This window comes from Aeromonas sp. 600282 (assembly GCF_049175755.1).
Taxonomy (GTDB): domain Bacteria; phylum Pseudomonadota; class Gammaproteobacteria; order Enterobacterales; family Aeromonadaceae; genus Aeromonas; species Aeromonas veronii_A.
The window spans coordinates 426,100-444,970 of sequence record NZ_JAAKVR010000001.1; the positions used below are offsets into that span (position 1 = coordinate 426,100).

Here is an 18,871-nt window from a genome sequence, read left to right on the forward strand (position 1 = left end):
AGCCTCTGCCATACTCAGACGATGCATTCCGTTATGGTAAAACCGGAGCCTGATCATGGTAACCAACACACCTCACACTACAGATACCGAAGTTGAATTTACCGACAACGTCCAGTTGGTATCGACCACCGATCTCAAAGGGGACATCACCTACGCCAATCCGGCGTTTTGTCAGGTGGCAGGCTATCGCCTGGAAGAGATGCTGGGACAACATCACAACCTGGTACGCCACCCAGACATGCCCAAGGCGGCATTCGCCGATCTCTGGGCCCATCTAAAAGCGGGCAAGCCGTGGCGGGGCATAGTCAAAAACCGCTGCAAGGATGGTAGCTATTACTGGGTTGATGCCTATGTCACCCCGATCTATGAAGATGGCAAGATGGTGGGTTACCAATCCGTTCGTTGCCGACCCTCCGCAGAGCACAAAGCGCGTGCCAACAAGATGTACAAAACCCTTAAGGCACGCGAAACCGGCTCCGCCATTCACATGGGGCAGCGCCTGCTCACTCCGGCCATCATGACCATACCCCTGCTGCTGCTCAGCGTGATCAGCGCGCTCTGGCTGCTCACACCACTGCAGGCGCTCTGGATCATCATTCCCCTATTGGCCACCCTCTGGTTCAACCGTAATGCGCTCTTCCTCACACCGCGATTCTTGCAACAGCTTGAGCAGGACTACGACAGCATCAGCCGCCTGATCTTCTCGGGGGATGCCCCCCACAGCATTGCCGATTTCCATATCAAGCTCTGGCAAGCCAGAATCCGTACCGTGCTGGGAAGAGTCGATGACACCACACTCTCGCTCAATGCCATGGCCAACAATTTGAGTGGTTCGGCCGCACTGGCCAGCAGGGATATCTCCTCACAGGATATGCAAATTCAGCAAGTCGCCACCGCAGTTACCCAGATGGCATCAGCTGCCGAAGAGATCAGCCGCAATATTCAGGACAGCAACCAGCAGATCGAAGAGGCGCGCAACCATTGCATCACCACCAGCAATCAGCTTTCCGATGCGGGAGAAGAGATGTCGGCACTGGCTACCCAGGCAGAGCAGGCCTTCCAGTCAGCCGTCGAGCTGGCAAGCGAGTCCGAACGGATCGGCAGCATCATGAGTGAAATTCGCGGGATTGCGGATCAAACCAACCTGCTGGCACTCAATGCCTCCATTGAAGCAGCGCGGGCGGGCGATCAGGGACGCGGCTTTGCAGTGGTGGCTGACGAGGTACGCAGCCTGTCGACCAGAACCCATAGAGCAACAGAGCAGATCCAGAGCAGCATTGGTCATATCCAGCAAACCCTCGGGGGATGGAAAGAGATGATGCATCTCAATGTGACCAGAACCAATGATTGCCTCGCAACCACTCGGGCAAGCACCGGCAACCTGAATCAGGTCGTGATCGAAATAGACAAGGTCTCTGATTTTTCCAATCAAGTTTCCGCTGCAGCGACCCAGCAGCAAGCGGTGATCGAGGAGATCTGTCGTAATATCAATCAGATATCCTCACTTTCTCACGATAACAGCCTCAAAATCGATCAGGTCAGTAAAACCAGTGCCAACTTGCAGAGCAAAGCGAGCCAGCTCAAGGACCTAAGCCGGACATTCGGATAGCAGCATGCAGATAAAGTCCATGTAAACGAAGGGCCACCCGTCTGGGTGGCCCTGTTGTTTATACGGCTTAACTGTTGCTCCTGGACGCCACTTACTTGGCGTAATCCTCAGTCGGGATACAGGAGCAGAACAGGTTGCGATCCCCGTAGACATCGTCGATGCGGTTCACAGAGGGCCACAGCTTGCTGGCGCGCACGGCGTCGGACGGGAAGACCGCCTCGGCGCGGCTGTAGCCACGGGACCACTCTGCATCCATCACGTCGTCCTGAGTGTGCGGCGCATGGACCAGCGGGTTGTCGGTGAGGCTCCAGTGGCCGTCCTGCACCTTGGCGATCTCGGCACGGATGGCGGTCATCGCCTCCACGAAGCGGTCCAGCTCGCGCTTGGATTCCGATTCGGTCGGCTCGACCATCAGGGTACCCGCTACCGGGAAGCTCATGGTCGGCGCGTGGAAGCCGTAGTCCATCAGCCGCTTGGCTACGTCCATCTCGCTGATGCCGGAAGCTTCTTTGAGCGGGCGGATATCCAGGATGCACTCGTGGGCCACCCGACCGTTGCGCCCGGAGTAGAGCACGGGGAAGGATTCACCCAGCTTCTTGGCCAGGTAGTTGGCGTTGAGGATGGCCACCTGGGTGGATTTCTTCAGCCCCTCGTCGCCCAGCATGGCGATATACATCCAGCTGATGGGCAGGATGCTGGCCGAGCCAAACGGTGCCGCCGACACGGCGCCGTTGTTGCGGCTCTCCTTGTCGGTCTTGACCACGGCGTGACCGGCTACGAACGGTGCCAGGTGTTTCTTCACGCCGATGGGGCCCATGCCCGGGCCGCCACCGCCGTGAGGAATGGCGAAGGTCTTGTGCAGGTTGAGGTGCGACACATCCGCCCCGATAAAGCCCGGCGCCGTCAGCCCGACTTGCGCATTCATGTTGGCGCCGTCCAGATAGACCTGACCACCGTGCTGGTGAACGATGTCGCACACCTCCTTGATGGTCTCCTCGTACACCCCGTGGGTGGAGGGATAGGTCACCATCAGACAGGAGAGCTGATCCCCCGCCTCGGCCGCCTTGGCGCGCAGGTCGTCGAGATCCACGTTGCCGGACTTGTCACAGGCGGTGACGATCACCTTGAGCCCCGCCATCTGGGCAGAGGCGGGGTTGGTACCGTGGGCAGAAGCTGGGATCAGGCAGATGTCGCGATGCCCCTCGCCACGGGACTCGTGGTACTTCTTGATGGCGAGCAGACCCGCGTACTCGCCCTGGGCACCTGAGTTGGGCTGCATGCAGACCGCATCGTAACCGGTCACCTTCACCAGCCAGTTTTCGAGGTCGGCCAGCAGCAGTTGGTAGCCCTTGGCCTGTGCCAGCGGGGCGAACGGGTGCAACTTGCCGAACTCGGGCCAGGTCACCGGGATCATCTCGGCGGTGGCGTTGAGCTTCATGGTGCAGGAGCCCAAGGAGATCATGGCGTAGTTGAGCGCCAGATCCTTGGCTTCGAGACGGTGGATATAACGCAACATCTCGGTTTCGGAGTGGTACTTGTTGAACACCTCGTGGGTCAGCACGGCGTCGGTGCGCAGCAGATCCTGCGGGATGGCGTGATGGGCCTGCGCCGCCTTGTCGAGAGCCTCGAGCTCCAGTCCGTGACCTTGACCGAGGAAGAGATCGAACAGCTCGGCCACATCGCCGCGGGTGGTGGTTTCAGAGAGGGACACCCCTACCGCACCGTCGAGATCGGCGCGCAGGTTGATGCCGAGCCCCTCGGCCTTGGCAATGAGTGCTTCTTTATCTGCCGTCAGCACGGTCAGGGTATCGAACCAGCTGGCATGCTTGAGGGCCACGCCCTTGGCCTTGAGGCCGAGCGCCAGAATGGTGGTGAGACGGTGCACACGGGAGGCGATGGTTTTCAGCCCCACCGGGCCGTGATAGACGGCGTAGAAGCTTGCCATGTTGGCCAGCAGCACCTGAGCAGTACAGATGTTGGAGTTGGCCTTCTCGCGGCGGATATGCTGCTCGCGGGTCTGCATCGCCATGCGCAGCGCGGCCTTGCCACGGGCATCCTTGGAGACACCAATGATGCGGCCCGGCATGGAGCGCTTGTAGGCATCACGGGTGGCGAAGAAGGCGGCATGTGGGCCACCGTAACCCATGGGCACACCAAAGCGCTGGGCGGAGCCCAACACCACATCGGCGCCCAGCTCGCCCGGGGATTTGAGCAGCAGCAGGGAGAGCAGGTCGGCGCTGACGCAGGCCAGCCCTTTCTGGGCCTGTACCGCGGCAATCAGGGCGCGCAGATCTTTCACCTCACCTGTGGTGGTGGGGTACTGGAACAGGGCACCGAACACCTCTTCGCTCACTGCATCGCTGGCGGCGCCAACCGCCACGTCGAAACCGAAGTGAACCGCACGCTCCTTGACCACGTCGATCACCTGCGGATGCACGTCATCGGCCACGAAGAAGAGGTTGGATTTGGACTTGGCCATCCGCTTGGCCAGCGCCATCGCCTCGGCGGCGGCGGTCGCTTCATCCAGCAGGGAGGCACTGGCCAGATCCATGCCGGTGAGATCCAGCGTCAGCTGCTGGAAGTTGAGCAGGGCTTCGAGACGGCCCTGTGCCAGCTCGGGCTGATAGGGGGTGTAGGCGGTATACCAACCCGGATTTTCCAGCACATTGCGCAAAATGACGTGGGGCACATGGGTATCGTGATAACCCATGCCGATATAGCTCTTGGCAATCTTGTTCTGAGCGGCATAGCCCTTGAGCTTGGCCAGCGCCTCCACCTCGGTCATGCCGGCACCGATGCCGAGCGGGCCCGGCAGGCGAATGGCGGCAGGCACGGTCTGTTCAATCAAATCGTCCAGGCTTTCGGCCCCGACGGTCGCCAACAGCTGGCGCAGCTCTTCCTCGCCCGGGCCGATATGGCGGCGGACAAAATCGGTTTTTTGCTCGAGTTCAAACAGTGACTGGGTCATTTCCCTATTTCCTGATAAATAAGTCCTGGCATGACATCCTGATAACCAAGACCTGATGTTCCTGATCGTCGGCTGATACCGACTCCACTCATGTTCTGGGTCCCGCAGACAAGGTGCGGCACCGGATGCTGCGGCAGCATCAAGAGGGGATCGCCTTGTTGCGGACCGGCCCGTTTACCCTGGCAAGAGCAGGCTGGTAAACGACAGACGCGGGCGACTTCACCCTTCCACCGGCCGGTGCTTGCCCGGCTGGCGGTCATACAAAGGGGCCCTGCTGTGTTGGCAGGGCCCGGGGGCATTACTCTTCGTCCACCACGTTCTGGTAGCCTTCGGCATCCAGCAGGTTGGCCAGCTCGCTCTCGTCATCGAGCTTGATGCGGAACAGCCAGCCAGCGCTGTAGGGGTCGGAGTTGACCAGCTCGGGGCTCCCTTCCAGCTCTTCGTTGACGGCGATGATCTCGCCGCTCACCGGGCTGTAGATATCGGAGGCCGCCTTGACCGACTCGGCCACGGCGCAGTCGTCACCGGCACTGACCTGCTTGCCCACTTCCGGCAGCTCGACAAACACCATGTCACCCAGCAGCTCCTGGGCGTGCTCGGTGATACCGACCACGGCCTCGCCGTTGGCTTCAACACGGATCCACTCGTGGGAAGTGGCATATTTCAGTTCGCTCGGGATATGGCTCATTTGTGCTTCCTTTGATCTTTGAGTCGCGTTTAAAAACGAATATGAAAAGGGATGGGGGAGGCACTGCCCTCCCCCAAAACGGTATTAAACCAGCTTCTGGCCGTTACGGACGAAAGCGGGCTTGGTGACCTTCACGGTGACCAGCTTTTTGCGGATCTCCACCTCGGCCAATTCACCGATATCGCGGGGCACCCGTGCCAGGGCAATACTGTAGCCCAGGGTGGGGGAGAAAGAGCCGGAGGTGATCACACCTTCCCGCTTCTCACCGTTTGCCGCAGTGAAGGTAACGGGCATACCGGCACGCAGCACCCCTTTCTCCTCCATCACCAGACCCACCAGCTTGGGCTGGTTGCCCGCCGCTTTCTGCGCTTCCAGCACGTCACGGCCGATGAAATTGCGATCGCTCGGCTCCCAGGCGATGGTCCAGGCCATGTTGGCGGCGAGTGGAGAGATTGACTCGTCCATATCCTGACCATAGAGGTTCATCCCCGCTTCGAGGCGCAGGGTATCGCGGGCACCGAGGCCGCAGGGGGCCACGCCGTTATCCAGCAGCGCTTGCCACAGCTCGCAGGCTTTCTCTTGCGGCACCACGATTTCATAACCATCTTCGCCGGTGTAGCCGGTAGTGGCGATAAAGAGATCGCCAGCCTGCACGCCGAAGAAGGGTTTCATCCCCACCACGGCGGTACGCTGAGCGGCGCTCAGCACAGCAGCAGCCTTGACCTTGGCGTTGGGGCCCTGCACCGCAATCATCGCCAGCTCAGGACGCTCGGTTACTGTGATATCGAAATCGATGGCGTGATGGCGGATCCAGGCCAGATCCTTCTCGCGGGTAGCGGAGTTGACCACCAGCCGGTAAAACGTATCGCCAAGATAATAGGTGATGAGGTCATCGATAACCCCGCCTTCCGGATTGAGCATGCCGCTGTAGAGGGCCTTGCCGGGGGCAGTGAGTTTGGCCACGTCGTTGGCCAGCAGGTGTTGCAGAAAGGCTTTGACCCGTTCGCCGGTCAAATCGACGATGGTCATGTGGGAAACATCGAACATACCGGCATCGCTGCGCACCGCGTGGTGCTCTTCCAGCTGGGAGCCGTAGTTGATGGGCATTTCCCAACCGTGGAAGTCCACCATCTTGGCGCCGGCTTCCAAGTGTTTGGGATGCAGTACAGTAGTCTGGATCATCGCATTCTTTCCTTAGCAAAAAGCCTTTTCGCTTTGGCGACCACTCTTGCGACCCGCGCCACCGCTCTGACTGCATTGCGTGCAACAAAAAGCGACCGGATCCAAAAGTGTGTGCTCGCTCCTGCCCTTGCCAGGCAAGAGGGATTCCTTGAACGGAGCGGATTATATGACAAGCAGGCGAGCGTGCCGCTCAAAAAAAACTAATCCCCTCCCGTAAAACTGACTCCAGACACTAAGATAAATGCAGTGATAAAAACAGCCATAAGCCGACTCAGGCGAGATTAAATTTTGATTTTCACCGTTTCGTCACAATTTGCAGAAAAACGTTTCGCTCCAGAGCAAAATTAAAGGCTGACACCCAAAACGGGTCGTCAGCCTTGTCGGATTACTTTTGTTGTCAAAAACGGCGAGTAATATTAGTTTTTTTCACCCTTGGCCTGCATGGCACTGCCTTTGGTCGCAGCAACAGCCCAGTCAGGACGGGCCAATGCGGGCAACTCTCCCTCCAGCCCCATGGCGGCGCGGATCACCCCCTCCTTGAAGGGCGTCAGCAGATTGGCCGCACGCAACCCCACGCCCCGCACCAGCTTCTTGAGCGGGTTGGCCCCGCTGAACAGCCGCTTGAGCCCCTCCATCGCAGCGAGCATGCGAGCCGCTTCGCTCTTGCGCCAGCGCTCGTAGCTGCGCAGGTTGGCGAGCAGGCCGATATCCTCGCCCGCAGCATGATTTTGCAAGATCTGCTCCGCCAGCGCGGCAGCATCCAGCAGGCCAAGGTTGACCCCCTGCCCCGCCAGGGGGTGGATGGTATGAGCGGCATCTCCCACCAGCACCAACCGCTCGCGAGCAAAGTCGCGGGCATAGCGGGCGGTGAGGGGAATGGCGCTGCGCGGCCCCTCCACCTTGCACAGACCGAGCCGGGCATCGAAGGCGGCGGTAAGCTGGCGATTGAACTGCTCGTCGTCGCAGGCGCAGAGCGCCTCGGCGCGGGCCGCAGGCAGCGACCAGACGATGGAGCAGAGGTTCTCTTGCCACAGCGGCAAAAAGGCGAGCGGGCCATCCGGGGTAAAGATCTGGCGAGCAACAGCTTCATGGGGTTCGGCGCAGCGCACCGTCGCCACCAGCGCGTGGTGACCGTAATCCCAGCTGGTGAGCGGGATATCGGCCTGACGGCGCACCCAGGAGTGGGCGCCATCGGCGGCTACCACCAGTTTGGCCGAGATAGCCTGACCATCTTCAAGGAGCAGCAGGGCGCCCGCCGGGCCGCTCTGCAGGCTCTTGGCTCTGGCGGGGGTCAGCAACTGGATATTGCTGGCACCTTCAATCGCCTCAAGCAGTGCCAGCTGGATCACCCGATTCTCGACGATGTGGCCGAGGTTGGCCTGACGCAAGCTGGCGGCATCGAAGTCGATATGGCCGAAACTGTCCTGCTCCCACACCGCCATCTTGTCGTAGGCCTGCAGGCGGCGCGCTTCAATGCCGTCCCAGGCGTCGACATGGCGCAGGATCTGCTGGCTGGCCAGACTCAGGGCGCTGACCCGGTTATCGGCCACCTCCCCCAGCTGCGGGTCGGGCAGTTGCCCCTCCACCACCAGCACCTTGAGGGCGCTATGTTTCAAGGCCGCAGCGAGCCCCAGCCCCACCATGCCGCCACCGACAATCACCACATCCACATTTTGCATCTGCATCATCTCATCCTTTCAGGGCTGACCGGCTGGCCAGCGAGGGGACGCCCGCAAGCATCACCTCTTTATTCAATAGGTTTTGATCAACGAATGGCGGTCACCATCTTCCGGTCAACAGGTTCCACTCAACAAGTGCTGGCTAGTTGCCGCACACATCGGCGACAAAGCCCAGGGTGCGCGAGGCAAGCGGCGCCTTGAGGCACGGGAATCGCCCCATCAGGGTGAGCGCCAGATTGCGCCCCGCCACCAGCGGATCGTGACCATTGGAGAAGAGCTGGGCCAGCGAAGAGGTGAGCCAGACGGTCTGCTCCTGATCGCGCTGACGCTGCTGCCAGTAGCCACTCAGTACCTTGAAGCTGCCGATATCCTCCCCCTCTGCCAACGCCTTGGCTACGGCGCCGGTAAGCAGGTCGAGATCCCGCATCCCGAGGTTGAAGCCCTGTCCGGCAATGGGGTGCAGGGCGTGGGCGGCATTACCGACCAGCACTGTACGCTGGGCCAGCGGGTAGTCGCAGGCGGTCAGAATGAGCGGATAGACGTGACGCACGCCACATCGCTCGAAGCGGCCGAGCCGCCAGCCAAAGGCCTGCTGCAGACGAGCAAGAAACGCCACCTCATCGAGGGCCATCAGCTCATCCACCTCATGCTGCCCGACGCTCCATACCAGCGAGGAGAGCCCATCCTGCATCGGCAGCAGGGCCAGCGGCCCCCCTTCGGTAAAACGCTCGAAGGCGCGTCCCTCAGGGTCTTGCGCCGTTTTGACCGTGGCGATGATGGCGTGCTGCTCAAAGTCGTGGCGGGTCACCGGCAACTTGAAGTGCTGACGCACAAAGGAGTTGCCGCCGTCTGCCGCCACCAGCAGGCGGGTCTCAATCTGTTCACCGTCCTCAAGGGTGAGGGTCACCTTCTCCTCATCGGGCACAATCTCGCTCACCCGTGCCGGACAACAGACCCGGATATTGGGAGAGGCCGCCATCGCCCGTTGCAGCTCATGACCGGCAGCTGCAAGCTCGATCACCTGGCCCAGCGCGGGCAGGCCGTATTCAGCGGCCGACAGGCGAGCCTGACCGAAGTGGCCCCGATCCGAGACATGAATCTGGGTAATGGGAGCGCAATGGGGGGCAAATAGCGGCCAGAGTCCGCGTCGCAACAGCGCATCACAGGTACCGGCCGAGAGCGCAATGGCGCGGGCGTCGAACCCTGAATGGGTGTGCTGTTCGGGGACGCTTGCCTCCAGCAGCAGGATCTCGAGGGGGGAGCCATCGGATCGAAGCAGGGCTGCCAGCGAGAGGGCCAGCACGGCACCGCTCATTCCACCGCCGACCAGGGTGACATCGACCTGTCGCACATCAGATTGAGACATAAGCAGAGAGGAAGAAGTGAAAAAGGTGGCCTCATGCTATCACAAAGCCGCAGGCCGAATGCGAGGTCACCGGCAAAAAACCGGTTGTGCCTCACAGGGTTAGCCACAACAGCGCCATAAAAAAGAGCGCCATCAGGCGCTCTTGCAGATTCAGTAAGGGTCGCGTTGACCCGCACCTCAATGAAGGGTCGGCGGCGCGCTCGGGGTATCGGGGCGCTTGCCAAACTCTTCGAAGGCCATCATGACCCCCAGCTTGACGTGTTCGTAGAGCACCAGGAAGGAGGCTTCGTTCTCGTCATCTTCCTGATCGAACTCGGCAGAGACCTGAGTGATGCTGGCGATATCCTGGATCATCTCCTGCAGCTCTTCCGACGCGCGGGAGAGCTCCTGCTGCACCACGCCGAAACCGGCCAGAAACGCCTGTGACCAGTCCACCAGCGAATCGATGCGCTCGTCGAGGGGGGCATCATCACTTGGCAGCAGCAGCTCGACGCCTTTCTGGGCCATCAAGCTCTCGACTACATTGTGATAAAGATCGGTCATCACCTGGCGCACCGGGGCCGGCAGGCCGAAACCGTCGTTCACCAGATCGTTGAAATGGGGCACCCAACTCTTGTCGTCCAGTGCCACACCGCCGCACACCAGACCGCAGATCACACCATGGGCCTCTACTGCGCTGGCCATCAGCTCATGTTGTTCCATGATGTCGGCCACTGCCGCATATTTAAGGGGGTTCGTTTTGCTCATCGAGGATCCGCTCAAAGTTCAGTCAAATTTGCAGAATTAATGGTCAGGATCCTAGCATTCTCCCTCTTGCAGAGCCAGCAAGGCCTTGAAACTTATGCATCTGCGCTATATAGTCCCGCCCAGTTGTCCACGTGGATAAAGGCGGAAATCAGCTCCGCCGTATTGAGGAAGGCATGAGCACAGAGGCCGTAGAAATCGTCATTTTGGGACGTCCCTACAAGGTATCCTGTCCCTTGGGACAGCAGGATGCCCTGCGCCAGGCCGCCGAGCAGCTGACCGACAAGTTGATCGACCTGCGTCAACGCTCCAAAGTCTCCAGCAACGAGCAATTGGCTATCATGGCAGCGCTCAATTTCTGTCATGAGCTCTGCCTTGAAAAAGAGAAGAACCACCAATACTCTGAGACCATGGACAAGCGGATCAAGATGCTGCAGCGCACCATCGAAGCGGCCCTGATCGAGCACGGACAATATGGTGATTCCAGCGAAGAGGGGCAGCAGCCCTAATCGCAAACCGTTTTAAAATTCCCTGGGATGTTTGTCAGCCGGTTCAAGTCCCCGAGCCGATATTCATACCAAACAGGGGATCTGCCTTCTGGCTATTGCGCATGCTCGGCACGACCGAGAAGCCTGCGGTCAGATCCGATCCCCGCCTTGAACCGACGGTTCAAGGGCCCAAACCGGCAACGGCATCTCGGGGTACCAACAGCAAAAGCCCGTCACCAGCGTGACGGGTTTTTTCTTTTCCGGAATTAACCTCACAACATCGATCACTACATCAAGCTAATGCGATCTCCTAGCCCGTTCTCCGGATAAAACAAAGCCCACCGCTGAGGGTGGGCTTGCTCCAGATGCAAAGAGAGCGGCAGATCAAATTGCCATCTGCTCGTGGGGGGAGCCATGGTGGCGTAACCAGACAAAACTCAGCGCCACGATCAGCACCATCAGGGTCATGATGGCACCCAGAGTCACCTGACCGGTCATCGGGAAACCGGCCGCCAGCAGGGTCACCACACCGGCACCCAGATTCTGCATCCCGCCGAGAATGGCCCCCGCGGTGCCGGCCTGACCCGGGAAGGGCTCGATGGCACAGGAAGTGGCGGTCGGGTAGAGAATACCGCTACCGATGAAGTAGACAGCCGCACCACCGACCAGCGAGGCGGCACTCACCACCCCGAACAGCCCCGGCACCAGAATGATGAGGGAGCCGAGCGCCAGAAAGGCGATGCCAAGGCGCATCAGCTTGCCCTGGCTCAGGCGAAAGCTCAGCTTGGCAGAAAGCCAGGCCCCGAACAGATAGCCGGGCAGCGGCAGCACGAACAGCACGCTCACGGTGCGGGCGCTCAGTTTCAGCACATCGCCGAGCAGCACACCGGCCGCAGCCTCGAACACTGCCAAACCGGCAAAGGTCGCCATCAGGCAGAGCAGGTTGCCCTGAAACTTGGGGTTGCCCAGCACATGGCGATAGGCAGCACCGACGCGCAGTGGCTGACGGGCAGCAGCAGGCAGGGTCTCGCCAAACCAGGCCATGATCGCCAGGGTGGCTACGGCACCAAAACCGAACAGGAACCAGTAACCGGCGCGCCAGTTGAACAGCTCGGTCAGCCATCCCCCCAGCACCGGTGCCAGCAGCGGGGAGAAGATCACCCCCATGCTCACCAGACTGTTGGCGCGGTTGAGCTCGGCGCCGTTGTAGCGATCGCGCATCACGGTACGGCTCATGGCGCCACCGGCACCGGTACCCAGCCCCTGAATAAAGCTGCCCACCAGCAGGGCGGCAAAATGGGGGATGACCTGAATGATCAGGGTGCCTACCAGAAACACCATCATGCCGACGATCAGCACCGGGCGACGGCCGATGCGATCCGACAACGGCCCGTAGACAAACTGGGAGAGGCCATAGGGGATCAGGTAACAGGCCATCACCGCCTGTAACTGGCCCGAGGCCACATTGAAGTCCCCCGCCATCATGGGAATGGAGGGAACATAAAGGGTCTGGGTCATCTGGCCCACAGCGACCATCAGAATGGTCAATAAAAACAACGGATAAAAACTGTGCCGATCCATATCAGTCCCAAAAAAATCGAAAAAATGCTGCCGCACCTCTGGCACAAAATGGCCCAGAGGAATCTGATCACAGAGGCTGTGATGCAATCAAAAACAGTGTTGGAAACAGTAGGCGGGGAGCCCGCCAAGCCACCGCACAGGACGCTTGGTGGTATGGGGGCATCATAGTGATTCAGCTCACAAAAAACGAACGAATCTTTATAATCGGCTTGCCTTAGTTTTTCTAATATTACGGGGCAACACGCCCCGTCAGCAGTTAAAAATCAACGTGTTACCATCTGCTGCGCCTGCTTGATCAGCTCATCGGGCTGCTCCTTGCGTGGCGGTATGGTGATCCCCTTCTGGCAGGCAGGTTTCTCTGCCATGCGATCCATCCAGGCTTGCAGATGGGGCAATCCCTCGATGGAGATGCCGCTCCAGTCATAAATACGCACCCAGGGCCAGGTGGCAATGTCGGCGATGCTGTACTCGTCCGCCAGATATTCGTGATGGGCCAGATGGCTGTCGAGTACCTCGAACAGGCGGCGCCCCTCCTTCTGGTAGCGTTCGATGGCGGCGGGGATCTTCTCGGGGAAATAGCGGTAGAAGACATTGGCCTGCCCCATCATGGGTCCTACCCCGCCCATCTGGAACATCAGCCACTGGATGGCCTGAGAGCGGCGTTTGGGATCAACGGGCAGCAACTTGCCCGCTTTCTCCGCCAGATAAATGAGGATGGCGCCCGACTCGAATACGGCGAAATCGTCGTTATCCCGATCGACGATAGCCGGAATACGGCCATTTGGGTTGATGGCGAGAAACTCGGGCTTCTTCTGATCCAGTGCAGACAAATCGAGAGGAATGACCCGATAGGGCAAACCCAGCTCTTCGAGGGCGATCGCCACTTTGAAACCATTGGGGGTCGCGGCGGTGTAAAAGTCGATCATGATTCACTCCTTGTTGGTCATAGCCAGATTGCACGGTTGGAACAGGGTGCAACACCATAGCCGCCTCATCTTGCAACAAGTGACCGGCTCCAGACCATTAAAAAGCGGCGCACCGTAGGCCAAACAAGGCCACGGTGCGCCGCTGGTGCGCTCTGGCAATAGTAGATATTAGTTAATCACGGCGACCGGCTTGCGCTGGCGCAGCATGATCAGGCGGGAAAGCAGCGGGAAGTAGGACTCCAGCTTGCGCAACAGCACCCGGCTGCAGGCAGGCTCGGCCAGCTCCGACTCATCCAGCACGATGCCGTTTGAGACAAAATAGAAACGGGGGTCACGCACATCCGGCCCGCAGACCGTCAGCTCCTTGTCTCCCTTACGGATCAGCAGCGGCAAGACCGGCAAACCGATCGTCTCATCCTCTCCCCGGGCAAATCCGGCATCCTGCCAGGGCGCATCGCCGTCGATCAGCAGGATCGCCGCCTCCGTCTTGGCCGGTTGCCACTGGGCCAGGGGGGTCACGGTGATGTGGGCAAAGTGATCACCATACTCGGGTGATGACCGCAAGATGGCCAACAGTCCCTCGCTGGCTGCTGACACGTTCTGACTCACTAATGACAAATTCATGGCTCATATCCCTATGCTCATGACAGCCTGTATCCGGCTGCTGGGATAAGACTAGCGCAGATCTGGTCTATATTGGAGCCGTCAGATCTGGCAGTCGCAATCAATTAGTCGTAGGGGGATAACAGTTGCCATCGCACAAAATACTGGTATCATACCGCGTCCTGTTATCCCCCGTTCTTTAACATCCAGTGGTGAACCTATGCATCCGATGCTGAATATCGCCGTGCGCGCTGCGCGCAACGCCGGTCAAGTTGTAGTAAAAGCCTTCTCCCAGCCCGAGAACATTGAGGCTATCCAAAAAGGCAGCAATGACTTCGTGACCAACGTTGACCGTGAAGCCGAAGCGGCCATCATTCACACCATCAAAAAATCTTACCCGGAGCACAGCATTGTTGCTGAAGAGTCTGGTGAGATTGCCGGTACCAATCCGGACTATCAATGGATCATTGACCCACTGGATGGCACGACCAACCTGGTCAAAGGCATTCCGCACTTTGCCGTCTCCATCGCCCTGCGTGTCAAGGGCAAGACTGAACAAGCCGTTGTTTACGATCCCATCCGTGACGAGCTGTTTACTGCTACCCGTGGTAGCGGCGCCCAGCTGAACGGCTACCGCATTCGTGTCGGCAAAGCCAAAGAGCTGGCTGGCACCGTGCTGGCGACCGGTTTCCCCTACAAGCAAAAGCACCACATCGAGTCCTACCTGAAGATGTTCCAGAGCATGTTCATCGAATGTGCCGACATCCGTCGCTCCGGCTCTGCCGCACTGGATCTGGCCTACGTGGCTGCCGGTCGCGTCGACGGTTTCTGGGAAATCGGCCTCAAGCCCTGGGACACCGCTGCCGGTGAACTGCTGGCCAAAGAAGCTGGCGCCATCGTCACCGACTTCGTAGGTGGTCACAACTACGAAAACTCCGGCAACATCGTGGTTGCCAACCCGCGTGTCCTGAAAGAGATGCTCGGCAAGATCCGTGAAGAGCTGCCGGAGTCCCTGGCGAAATAAGCCAGCCTTCGAGCAGACAGATAACAAAACCGGCGCAAGCCGGTTTTCTTGTATCTGTTATCCGAACACCAAGGCAGACATCTACAGCTGATTTAAAAGAGTTCGCGATGCATCCCCACTTGCCTCTCAACATCCACTTCAGCCATTTGCAGACAACCCCTCTTGCCCCCCGCCTTTGGCTACCGATAAGAGTTCCCATGTGGTTGCCTGGATAAACTCTTTCCAGATTTTCAGATAGCGGCAATCGCCCTGCAGACATGGACAAGGGGCGGCCGAATCGATGTAATGCCACCATCCACTTTGCACACCTTGAGGTCATGCCATGGACCATCTCTCAGCTCTTCCTCCGTTATCCTGGTCACAGCAACTGCGCAGCCAGATGCAAAGCCGCCCGCTCACTGCTCTCGGCCTCTTTATCGCGCTGGCTGCCGTCTTGTTGCTGCTGTTGCAGAGTCTCATCATGCTCGCTACCGGCGAGGTGACCAGCGGCGTGCGCTATGGCCTGATAGGTGGTGCCGCCGGGTTTGCCGCCACCGCCATCGGCGCCCTGCCCGCTCTGTTTCTACGCTCGGTACCGCAAAAAGTGGAGGACACCATGCTCGGCTTTGCCGCAGGCATGATGCTGGCGGCCAGCGCCTTCTCCCTGCTGCTGCCGGGGCTAGAGGCTGCCGAGGGGATCACCGGCAACGGCTTTAGCGCCGCCGCCGTGGTGGTTGTCGGCATGACCCTCGGGGTGCTGTTGATGCTGGGGCTGGATCAGTTCACCCCGCACGAGCATGACAAAACCGGCCCCTGCGGCCCCGGCCACGAGAGCTGCTCCCGGGTCTGGCTGTTCGTCTTTGCCATCGCCCTGCACAACCTGCCGGAGGGGATGGCCATCGGGGTGAGCTTCTCGCAGGGGGATATGTCGGTGGGGCTGCCGCTTACCACTGCCATCGCACTACAGGATATTCCGGAAGGATTGGCGGTGGCGCTGGCCATGTGCGCCGCCGGTTTTCGCCCCTCTGTCGCGGTGCTGGTTGCCATCGCCAGCGGCCTGCTCGAACCGGTTGGCGCCCTGCTCGGAGTGGGGCTCTCCAGTGGCCTTGCCATCGCCTACCCCATCGGACTTGGGCTCGCCGCCGGCGCCATGCTGTTTGTGGTCTCGCACGAGGTGATCCCGGAGACTCACCGCAACGGTCACCAGACCTATGCCACCCTCGGTCTGATGGCAGGCTTTGCCCTGATGATGACCCTCGATACTGCGCTCGGCTAAAGGCACTCTCCCCTCCTCATCAATGCTTTTTGTCACCTGCGGCGCTCCCATATGGAGCGCCGCGCTTCATCTCTCCTTTCGCTTGTGCCTCTCGGCGCCGACGCCATCTTTTGTTATGATCTACAGCAACTTAAATTCAGCCACACGGCTATCAAGACGAGGTCAGCAATGAAAGTAGGTATTATCGGCGCCATGGAGCAAGAAGTGGCCCTGCTGCGCAGCCAGATGAGCAACCCCACCACCCTGCAACTGGGCGGCTGCGAGTTCTATCAAGGGGAGCTGGCAGGCAAAGAGGTGATCCTGACCCGCTCCGGTATCGGTAAGGTCGCCGCCAGCGTGGCCACCAGCCTGCTGCTGGAAAAGTTTGCCCCCGACTGCGTCATCAATACCGGCTCTGCGGGCGGCTTTGCCCAGGACCTGCATATCGGTGATGTGGTGATCGCCAGCGAGATGCGTTTCCACGATGTCGACGTGACCGCCTTTGGTTACGAGATGGGCCAGATGGCGCAACAACCCGCCGCCTTCCCCTGCGACGAGAAGCTCATCGCGGTCGCTCAGGATTGCATCGCCGAGCAGGGCAAGCACCAGACCAAGGTCGGCCTAATCTGCACCGGCGATCAGTTCATGTGCAAACCGGACGCCATCGCCAAGGCTCGCGCCGACTTCCCGCAGATGCTGGCGGTCGAGATGGAAGGTGCCGCCATCGGTCAGGTGTGCCACATGTTCAAAGTGCCCTATCTGGTGGTGCGCGCCATGTCCGATATCGCTGGCAAGGAACAGGTTGAATCCTTCGATGCCTTTATCGAAGTGGCCGGCAAGCACTCCGCCGAAGTGATCATCAAGATGCTCGGCAAGCTGTGATCGAGACCGGCTCGCTTGATTTGATGGCCGACGCCCTCCTCTCGACGACGGCGGCCATTCTGGTAGGTGCTGCCCTGCTGGAGGCGGTGATCCCGTGGCCATCCCATCTGCGTCTTTCGGCCGTCACGCCCCTGCTGACCCGGCTGGGGCACAAGGTACACAGACCCGATGGTTCACCCGGCCAGCAAATGCAGGCCGGCCTGCTGGCAATGCTGGTAGTCTGGCTCCCCTGCGCAACCGGGCTCTGGTCGCTTCGCAATCTGGCCCTGAGCGAGCCGCTCTTCGACCTGCTGTTCTTGCTGCTGATGCTCGAATCCCGTCCGCTGCGCGAACTCTCCCATGCCACCCGCTCGCTCGCCACCCAGGAGACCCTGCCGCTGGCGAGATTGCAGTCTGCCCCCTGGCTTAAGCGGGAGACCGGCAAACTCTCGACCATGGGGCTCGCCAAAGCAGTGACGGAGAGCTGCGCCCTGCGTCTGGTCGGCCAATGGGCTGGCCCGCTGCTGGGATTTGCCTTGGCTGGCGTACAGGGCGCCTTGCTCTGGCGGCTGGTGCAGCTGATGAGCCAGGGCTGGAGCATGAAGGATCCCGCGTTTGGCTATTTTGGCCGAGCCTCCAGTACCCTCTATAAGGGGCTCAATGCTCCCACCATCCTGCTACTGGGGCTACCGCTCCTGCTACCGCGGCTCAAACAGGCCGCACAGCTGGTGCGAAGTGGCGCGCTCTGGCCCTATCCAGTCATGGGGATGCTGCTCACCCTGCTGGTAGACAAGTGCCGGATCCGCCTTGGTGGCCCTCGCTACTATCAGGGGGCTCTCCAGCGCTGGCCAGTCATCGGCACAGGTGCTGAGCCAGATAGCGAGACTCCGCGCAAGGTGCTCAACATTCTGCAAGGATGCGGCTGGGGCTGGTTGATACTGGCGCTGGTTGTCACGATAGCGGGGTTATTTCATGGATAGATGGCTGCGATTGCCGACTTGGCTGCCCTGCGCGCTGCTGGCCTGGTTGCCCGGCGTACTGTTTGCCGCGACTCCGAGCCGGGTGGTGAGCGTGGTACCCCATCTTACCGAACTGCTTTACGACATCGGTGCCGGTGACAAACTGGTGGCCGTTGATGATGCCTCAGACTATCCCGCCGAGGTGAAAAACAAACCCAAGGTGGCCAATTATCGCAGCATCAATGTCGAGGCCCTGCTGGCACAAAAACCGGACCTGATCCTGGGCTGGCGCTCGGCCCAGTCACGAATGCTGGCACCGCTGGAACAGCTGGGTATCTCGGTGTTCTACTCTGAACCCACCGATTTTGCCTCGCTGGCGACCGAGATGCGGGCGCTGGGCAAATTGCTGGGTGTTGAGAAAAGTGCCAACGAAGCCGCCGATCGCTATCTGGCGCGCCTGCATGAGCTGCAACAGCGTTATGGACAATCAACCGGCGTCAAGGTGTTCTACCAGCTCTGGTACCCACCGCTCACCAGCGTCAGTGGCAATGCCTGGCCGGCTCAGGCCATCGAACTCTGCGGCGGGGTCAACGTCATGGCAAATGCCAAGACCCCCTACCCTCAAGTGGACATGGAACAGGTGATCAAAGCGAACCCCGCGCTGATCCTGGCGGGGAGTCAAGATCCTGACGCCCTGAATCACTGGCAAAAGTGGCCCAATCTCGATGCGGTGCAGCACCAGCGACTCGATTTGATCAACTCGGATGAACTACACCGCTTCACCCCGAGAGCCCTCAATGGGGTTGAAGAGGTTTGCCAGGCTATTCAGCTAAGCGCGCAGAGCTCCAGCACATCTTGATAAAGCTCTACTGATGCGAGCCAATCCGAGGTGGTCTGGGTGCGCCCAAATCTTTAAAACTGTTTTTGTGAATGGATCACACTCTTTGCCAAAAAAGCTG

General features: G+C 59.9%; 16 protein-coding genes and 1 other RNA gene. 8 read left to right on the top strand and 9 right to left on the bottom strand.

The genetic code is table 11. The features are described 5' to 3' along the window. The first annotated feature begins 55 nt into the window (after positions 1-55). Positions 56-1,609 (top strand): methyl-accepting chemotaxis protein, encoded by a 1,554-nt coding sequence (locus G5137_RS01820; protein WP_421204715.1) that lies wholly within the window; start codon positions 56-58, stop codon positions 1,607-1,609. Between the two features lie 91 nt (positions 1,610-1,700). Here G5137_RS01820 and gcvP read toward each other — a convergent pair whose 3' ends face one another. From gcvP to G5137_RS01850, 6 genes are all read right to left on the bottom strand, one after another. Next, positions 1,701-4,577, bottom strand: coding sequence for an aminomethyl-transferring glycine dehydrogenase (gene gcvP / locus G5137_RS01825; protein WP_421254828.1), 2,877 nt, complete (start codon positions 4,575-4,577; stop codon positions 1,701-1,703). Between the two features lie 298 nt (positions 4,578-4,875). Then, complete coding sequence (gcvH, locus tag G5137_RS01830; RefSeq protein ID WP_005333898.1) at positions 4,876-5,265, bottom strand: glycine cleavage system protein GcvH; 390 nt, start codon at positions 5,263-5,265, stop codon at positions 4,876-4,878. Between the two features lie 84 nt (positions 5,266-5,349). Next, entirely contained in the window at positions 5,350-6,447 is a 1,098-nt protein-coding gene (gene gcvT, locus G5137_RS01835; protein ID WP_005352980.1) for a glycine cleavage system aminomethyltransferase GcvT, read from the bottom strand. A 416-nt stretch (positions 6,448-6,863) separates the two neighbouring features. After that, positions 6,864-8,132: an FAD-dependent 2-octaprenylphenol hydroxylase gene (locus G5137_RS01840; RefSeq protein ID WP_139405357.1), complete on the bottom strand. Its 1,269-nt coding sequence runs from the start codon at positions 8,130-8,132 to the stop codon at positions 6,864-6,866. Between the two features lie 136 nt (positions 8,133-8,268). Next, the gene (ubiH, locus tag G5137_RS01845; protein ID WP_216977464.1) at positions 8,269-9,492 is read right to left on the bottom strand and encodes a 2-octaprenyl-6-methoxyphenyl hydroxylase; all 1,224 of its coding nucleotides are present in this window, start codon (positions 9,490-9,492) and stop codon (positions 8,269-8,271) included. A gap of 177 nt (positions 9,493-9,669) precedes the next feature. Continuing rightward, positions 9,670-10,239: a UPF0149 family protein gene (locus G5137_RS01850; protein WP_005346580.1), complete on the bottom strand. Its 570-nt coding sequence runs from the start codon at positions 10,237-10,239 to the stop codon at positions 9,670-9,672. A 173-nt stretch (positions 10,240-10,412) separates the two neighbouring features. On the opposite strand from G5137_RS01850, the gene zapA reads away from it, so the two are divergent. Then, positions 10,413-10,745, top strand: coding sequence for a cell division protein ZapA (zapA, locus tag G5137_RS01855; RefSeq protein WP_005333910.1), 333 nt, complete (start codon positions 10,413-10,415; stop codon positions 10,743-10,745). A gap of 16 nt (positions 10,746-10,761) precedes the next feature. Further along, a non-coding RNA gene (ssrS, locus tag G5137_RS01860) (6S RNA) lies at positions 10,762-10,943 on the top strand. 165 nt (positions 10,944-11,108) lie between these two features. Here the strand turns inward: ssrS and emrD are convergent. The 3 genes from emrD to G5137_RS01875 all read right to left on the bottom strand — a co-directional run bounded on the left by emrD (position 11,109) and on the right by G5137_RS01875 (position 13,855). After that, entirely contained in the window at positions 11,109-12,305 is a 1,197-nt protein-coding gene (gene emrD / locus G5137_RS01865) for a multidrug efflux MFS transporter EmrD (protein WP_076492248.1), read from the bottom strand. Positions 12,306-12,568: 263 nt separating this feature from the next. Next, entirely contained in the window at positions 12,569-13,231 is a 663-nt protein-coding gene (locus G5137_RS01870) for a glutathione S-transferase family protein (protein ID WP_124929151.1), read from the bottom strand. Positions 13,232-13,399: 168 nt separating this feature from the next. Beyond that, entirely contained in the window at positions 13,400-13,855 is a 456-nt protein-coding gene (locus tag G5137_RS01875; protein WP_005352991.1) for a hypothetical protein, read from the bottom strand. A gap of 199 nt (positions 13,856-14,054) precedes the next feature. Between G5137_RS01875 and suhB the strand changes: the two genes are divergently transcribed. From suhB to G5137_RS01900, 5 genes are all read left to right on the top strand, one after another. Next, entirely contained in the window at positions 14,055-14,858 is an 804-nt protein-coding gene (suhB, locus tag G5137_RS01880; protein WP_005352992.1) for an inositol-1-monophosphatase, read from the top strand. A gap of 322 nt (positions 14,859-15,180) precedes the next feature. Next, the gene (locus tag G5137_RS01885; protein WP_005361496.1) at positions 15,181-16,113 is read left to right on the top strand and encodes a ZIP family metal transporter; all 933 of its coding nucleotides are present in this window, start codon (positions 15,181-15,183) and stop codon (positions 16,111-16,113) included. A gap of 168 nt (positions 16,114-16,281) precedes the next feature. Further along, positions 16,282-16,974 carry a 5'-methylthioadenosine/S-adenosylhomocysteine nucleosidase gene (gene mtnN / locus G5137_RS01890; protein ID WP_021230869.1) on the top strand — a complete coding sequence of 231 codons (693 nt, stop codon included), beginning with the start codon at positions 16,282-16,284 and terminating at the stop codon, positions 16,972-16,974. Continuing rightward, the gene (locus G5137_RS01895; RefSeq protein WP_421204712.1) at positions 16,971-17,933 is read left to right on the top strand and encodes a cobalamin biosynthesis protein CobD/CbiB; all 963 of its coding nucleotides are present in this window, start codon (positions 16,971-16,973) and stop codon (positions 17,931-17,933) included. The genes mtnN and G5137_RS01895 overlap by 4 nt, the downstream gene beginning before the upstream one ends. Then, the gene (locus tag G5137_RS01900) at positions 17,926-18,771 is read left to right on the top strand and encodes a cobalamin-binding protein (RefSeq protein WP_421204711.1); all 846 of its coding nucleotides are present in this window, start codon (positions 17,926-17,928) and stop codon (positions 18,769-18,771) included. The genes G5137_RS01895 and G5137_RS01900 overlap by 8 nt, the downstream gene beginning before the upstream one ends. The last annotated feature ends 100 nt before the right edge of the window (positions 18,772-18,871 follow it).

Coding starts and splice junctions, on each gene's coding strand:
- zapA (WP_005333910.1), top strand. CDS start 10,413: ATGAGCACAGAGGCCGTAGAAATCGTCATTTTGGGACGTCCCTACAAG.
- suhB (WP_005352992.1), top strand. CDS start 14,055: ATGCATCCGATGCTGAATATCGCCGTGCGCGCTGCGCGCAACGCCGGT.
- emrD (WP_076492248.1), bottom strand. CDS start 12,305: ATGGATCGGCACAGTTTTTATCCGTTGTTTTTATTGACCATTCTGATG.
- G5137_RS01885 (WP_005361496.1), top strand. CDS start 15,181: ATGGACCATCTCTCAGCTCTTCCTCCGTTATCCTGGTCACAGCAACTG.
- G5137_RS01840 (WP_139405357.1), bottom strand. CDS start 8,132: ATGCAGATGCAAAATGTGGATGTGGTGATTGTCGGTGGCGGCATGGTG.
- G5137_RS01870 (WP_124929151.1), bottom strand. CDS start 13,231: ATGATCGACTTTTACACCGCCGCGACCCCCAATGGTTTCAAAGTGGCG.
- G5137_RS01900 (WP_421204711.1), top strand. CDS start 17,926: ATGGATAGATGGCTGCGATTGCCGACTTGGCTGCCCTGCGCGCTGCTG.
- gcvP (WP_421254828.1), bottom strand. CDS start 4,577: ATGACCCAGTCACTGTTTGAACTCGAGCAAAAAACCGATTTTGTCCGC.
- mtnN (WP_021230869.1), top strand. CDS start 16,282: ATGAAAGTAGGTATTATCGGCGCCATGGAGCAAGAAGTGGCCCTGCTG.
- gcvT (WP_005352980.1), bottom strand. CDS start 6,447: ATGATCCAGACTACTGTACTGCATCCCAAACACTTGGAAGCCGGCGCC.
- gcvH (WP_005333898.1), bottom strand. CDS start 5,265: ATGAGCCATATCCCGAGCGAACTGAAATATGCCACTTCCCACGAGTGG.
- G5137_RS01820 (WP_421204715.1), top strand. CDS start 56: ATGGTAACCAACACACCTCACACTACAGATACCGAAGTTGAATTTACC.
- ubiH (WP_216977464.1), bottom strand. CDS start 9,492: ATGTCTCAATCTGATGTGCGACAGGTCGATGTCACCCTGGTCGGCGGT.
- G5137_RS01875 (WP_005352991.1), bottom strand. CDS start 13,855: ATGAATTTGTCATTAGTGAGTCAGAACGTGTCAGCAGCCAGCGAGGGA.
- G5137_RS01850 (WP_005346580.1), bottom strand. CDS start 10,239: ATGAGCAAAACGAACCCCCTTAAATATGCGGCAGTGGCCGACATCATG.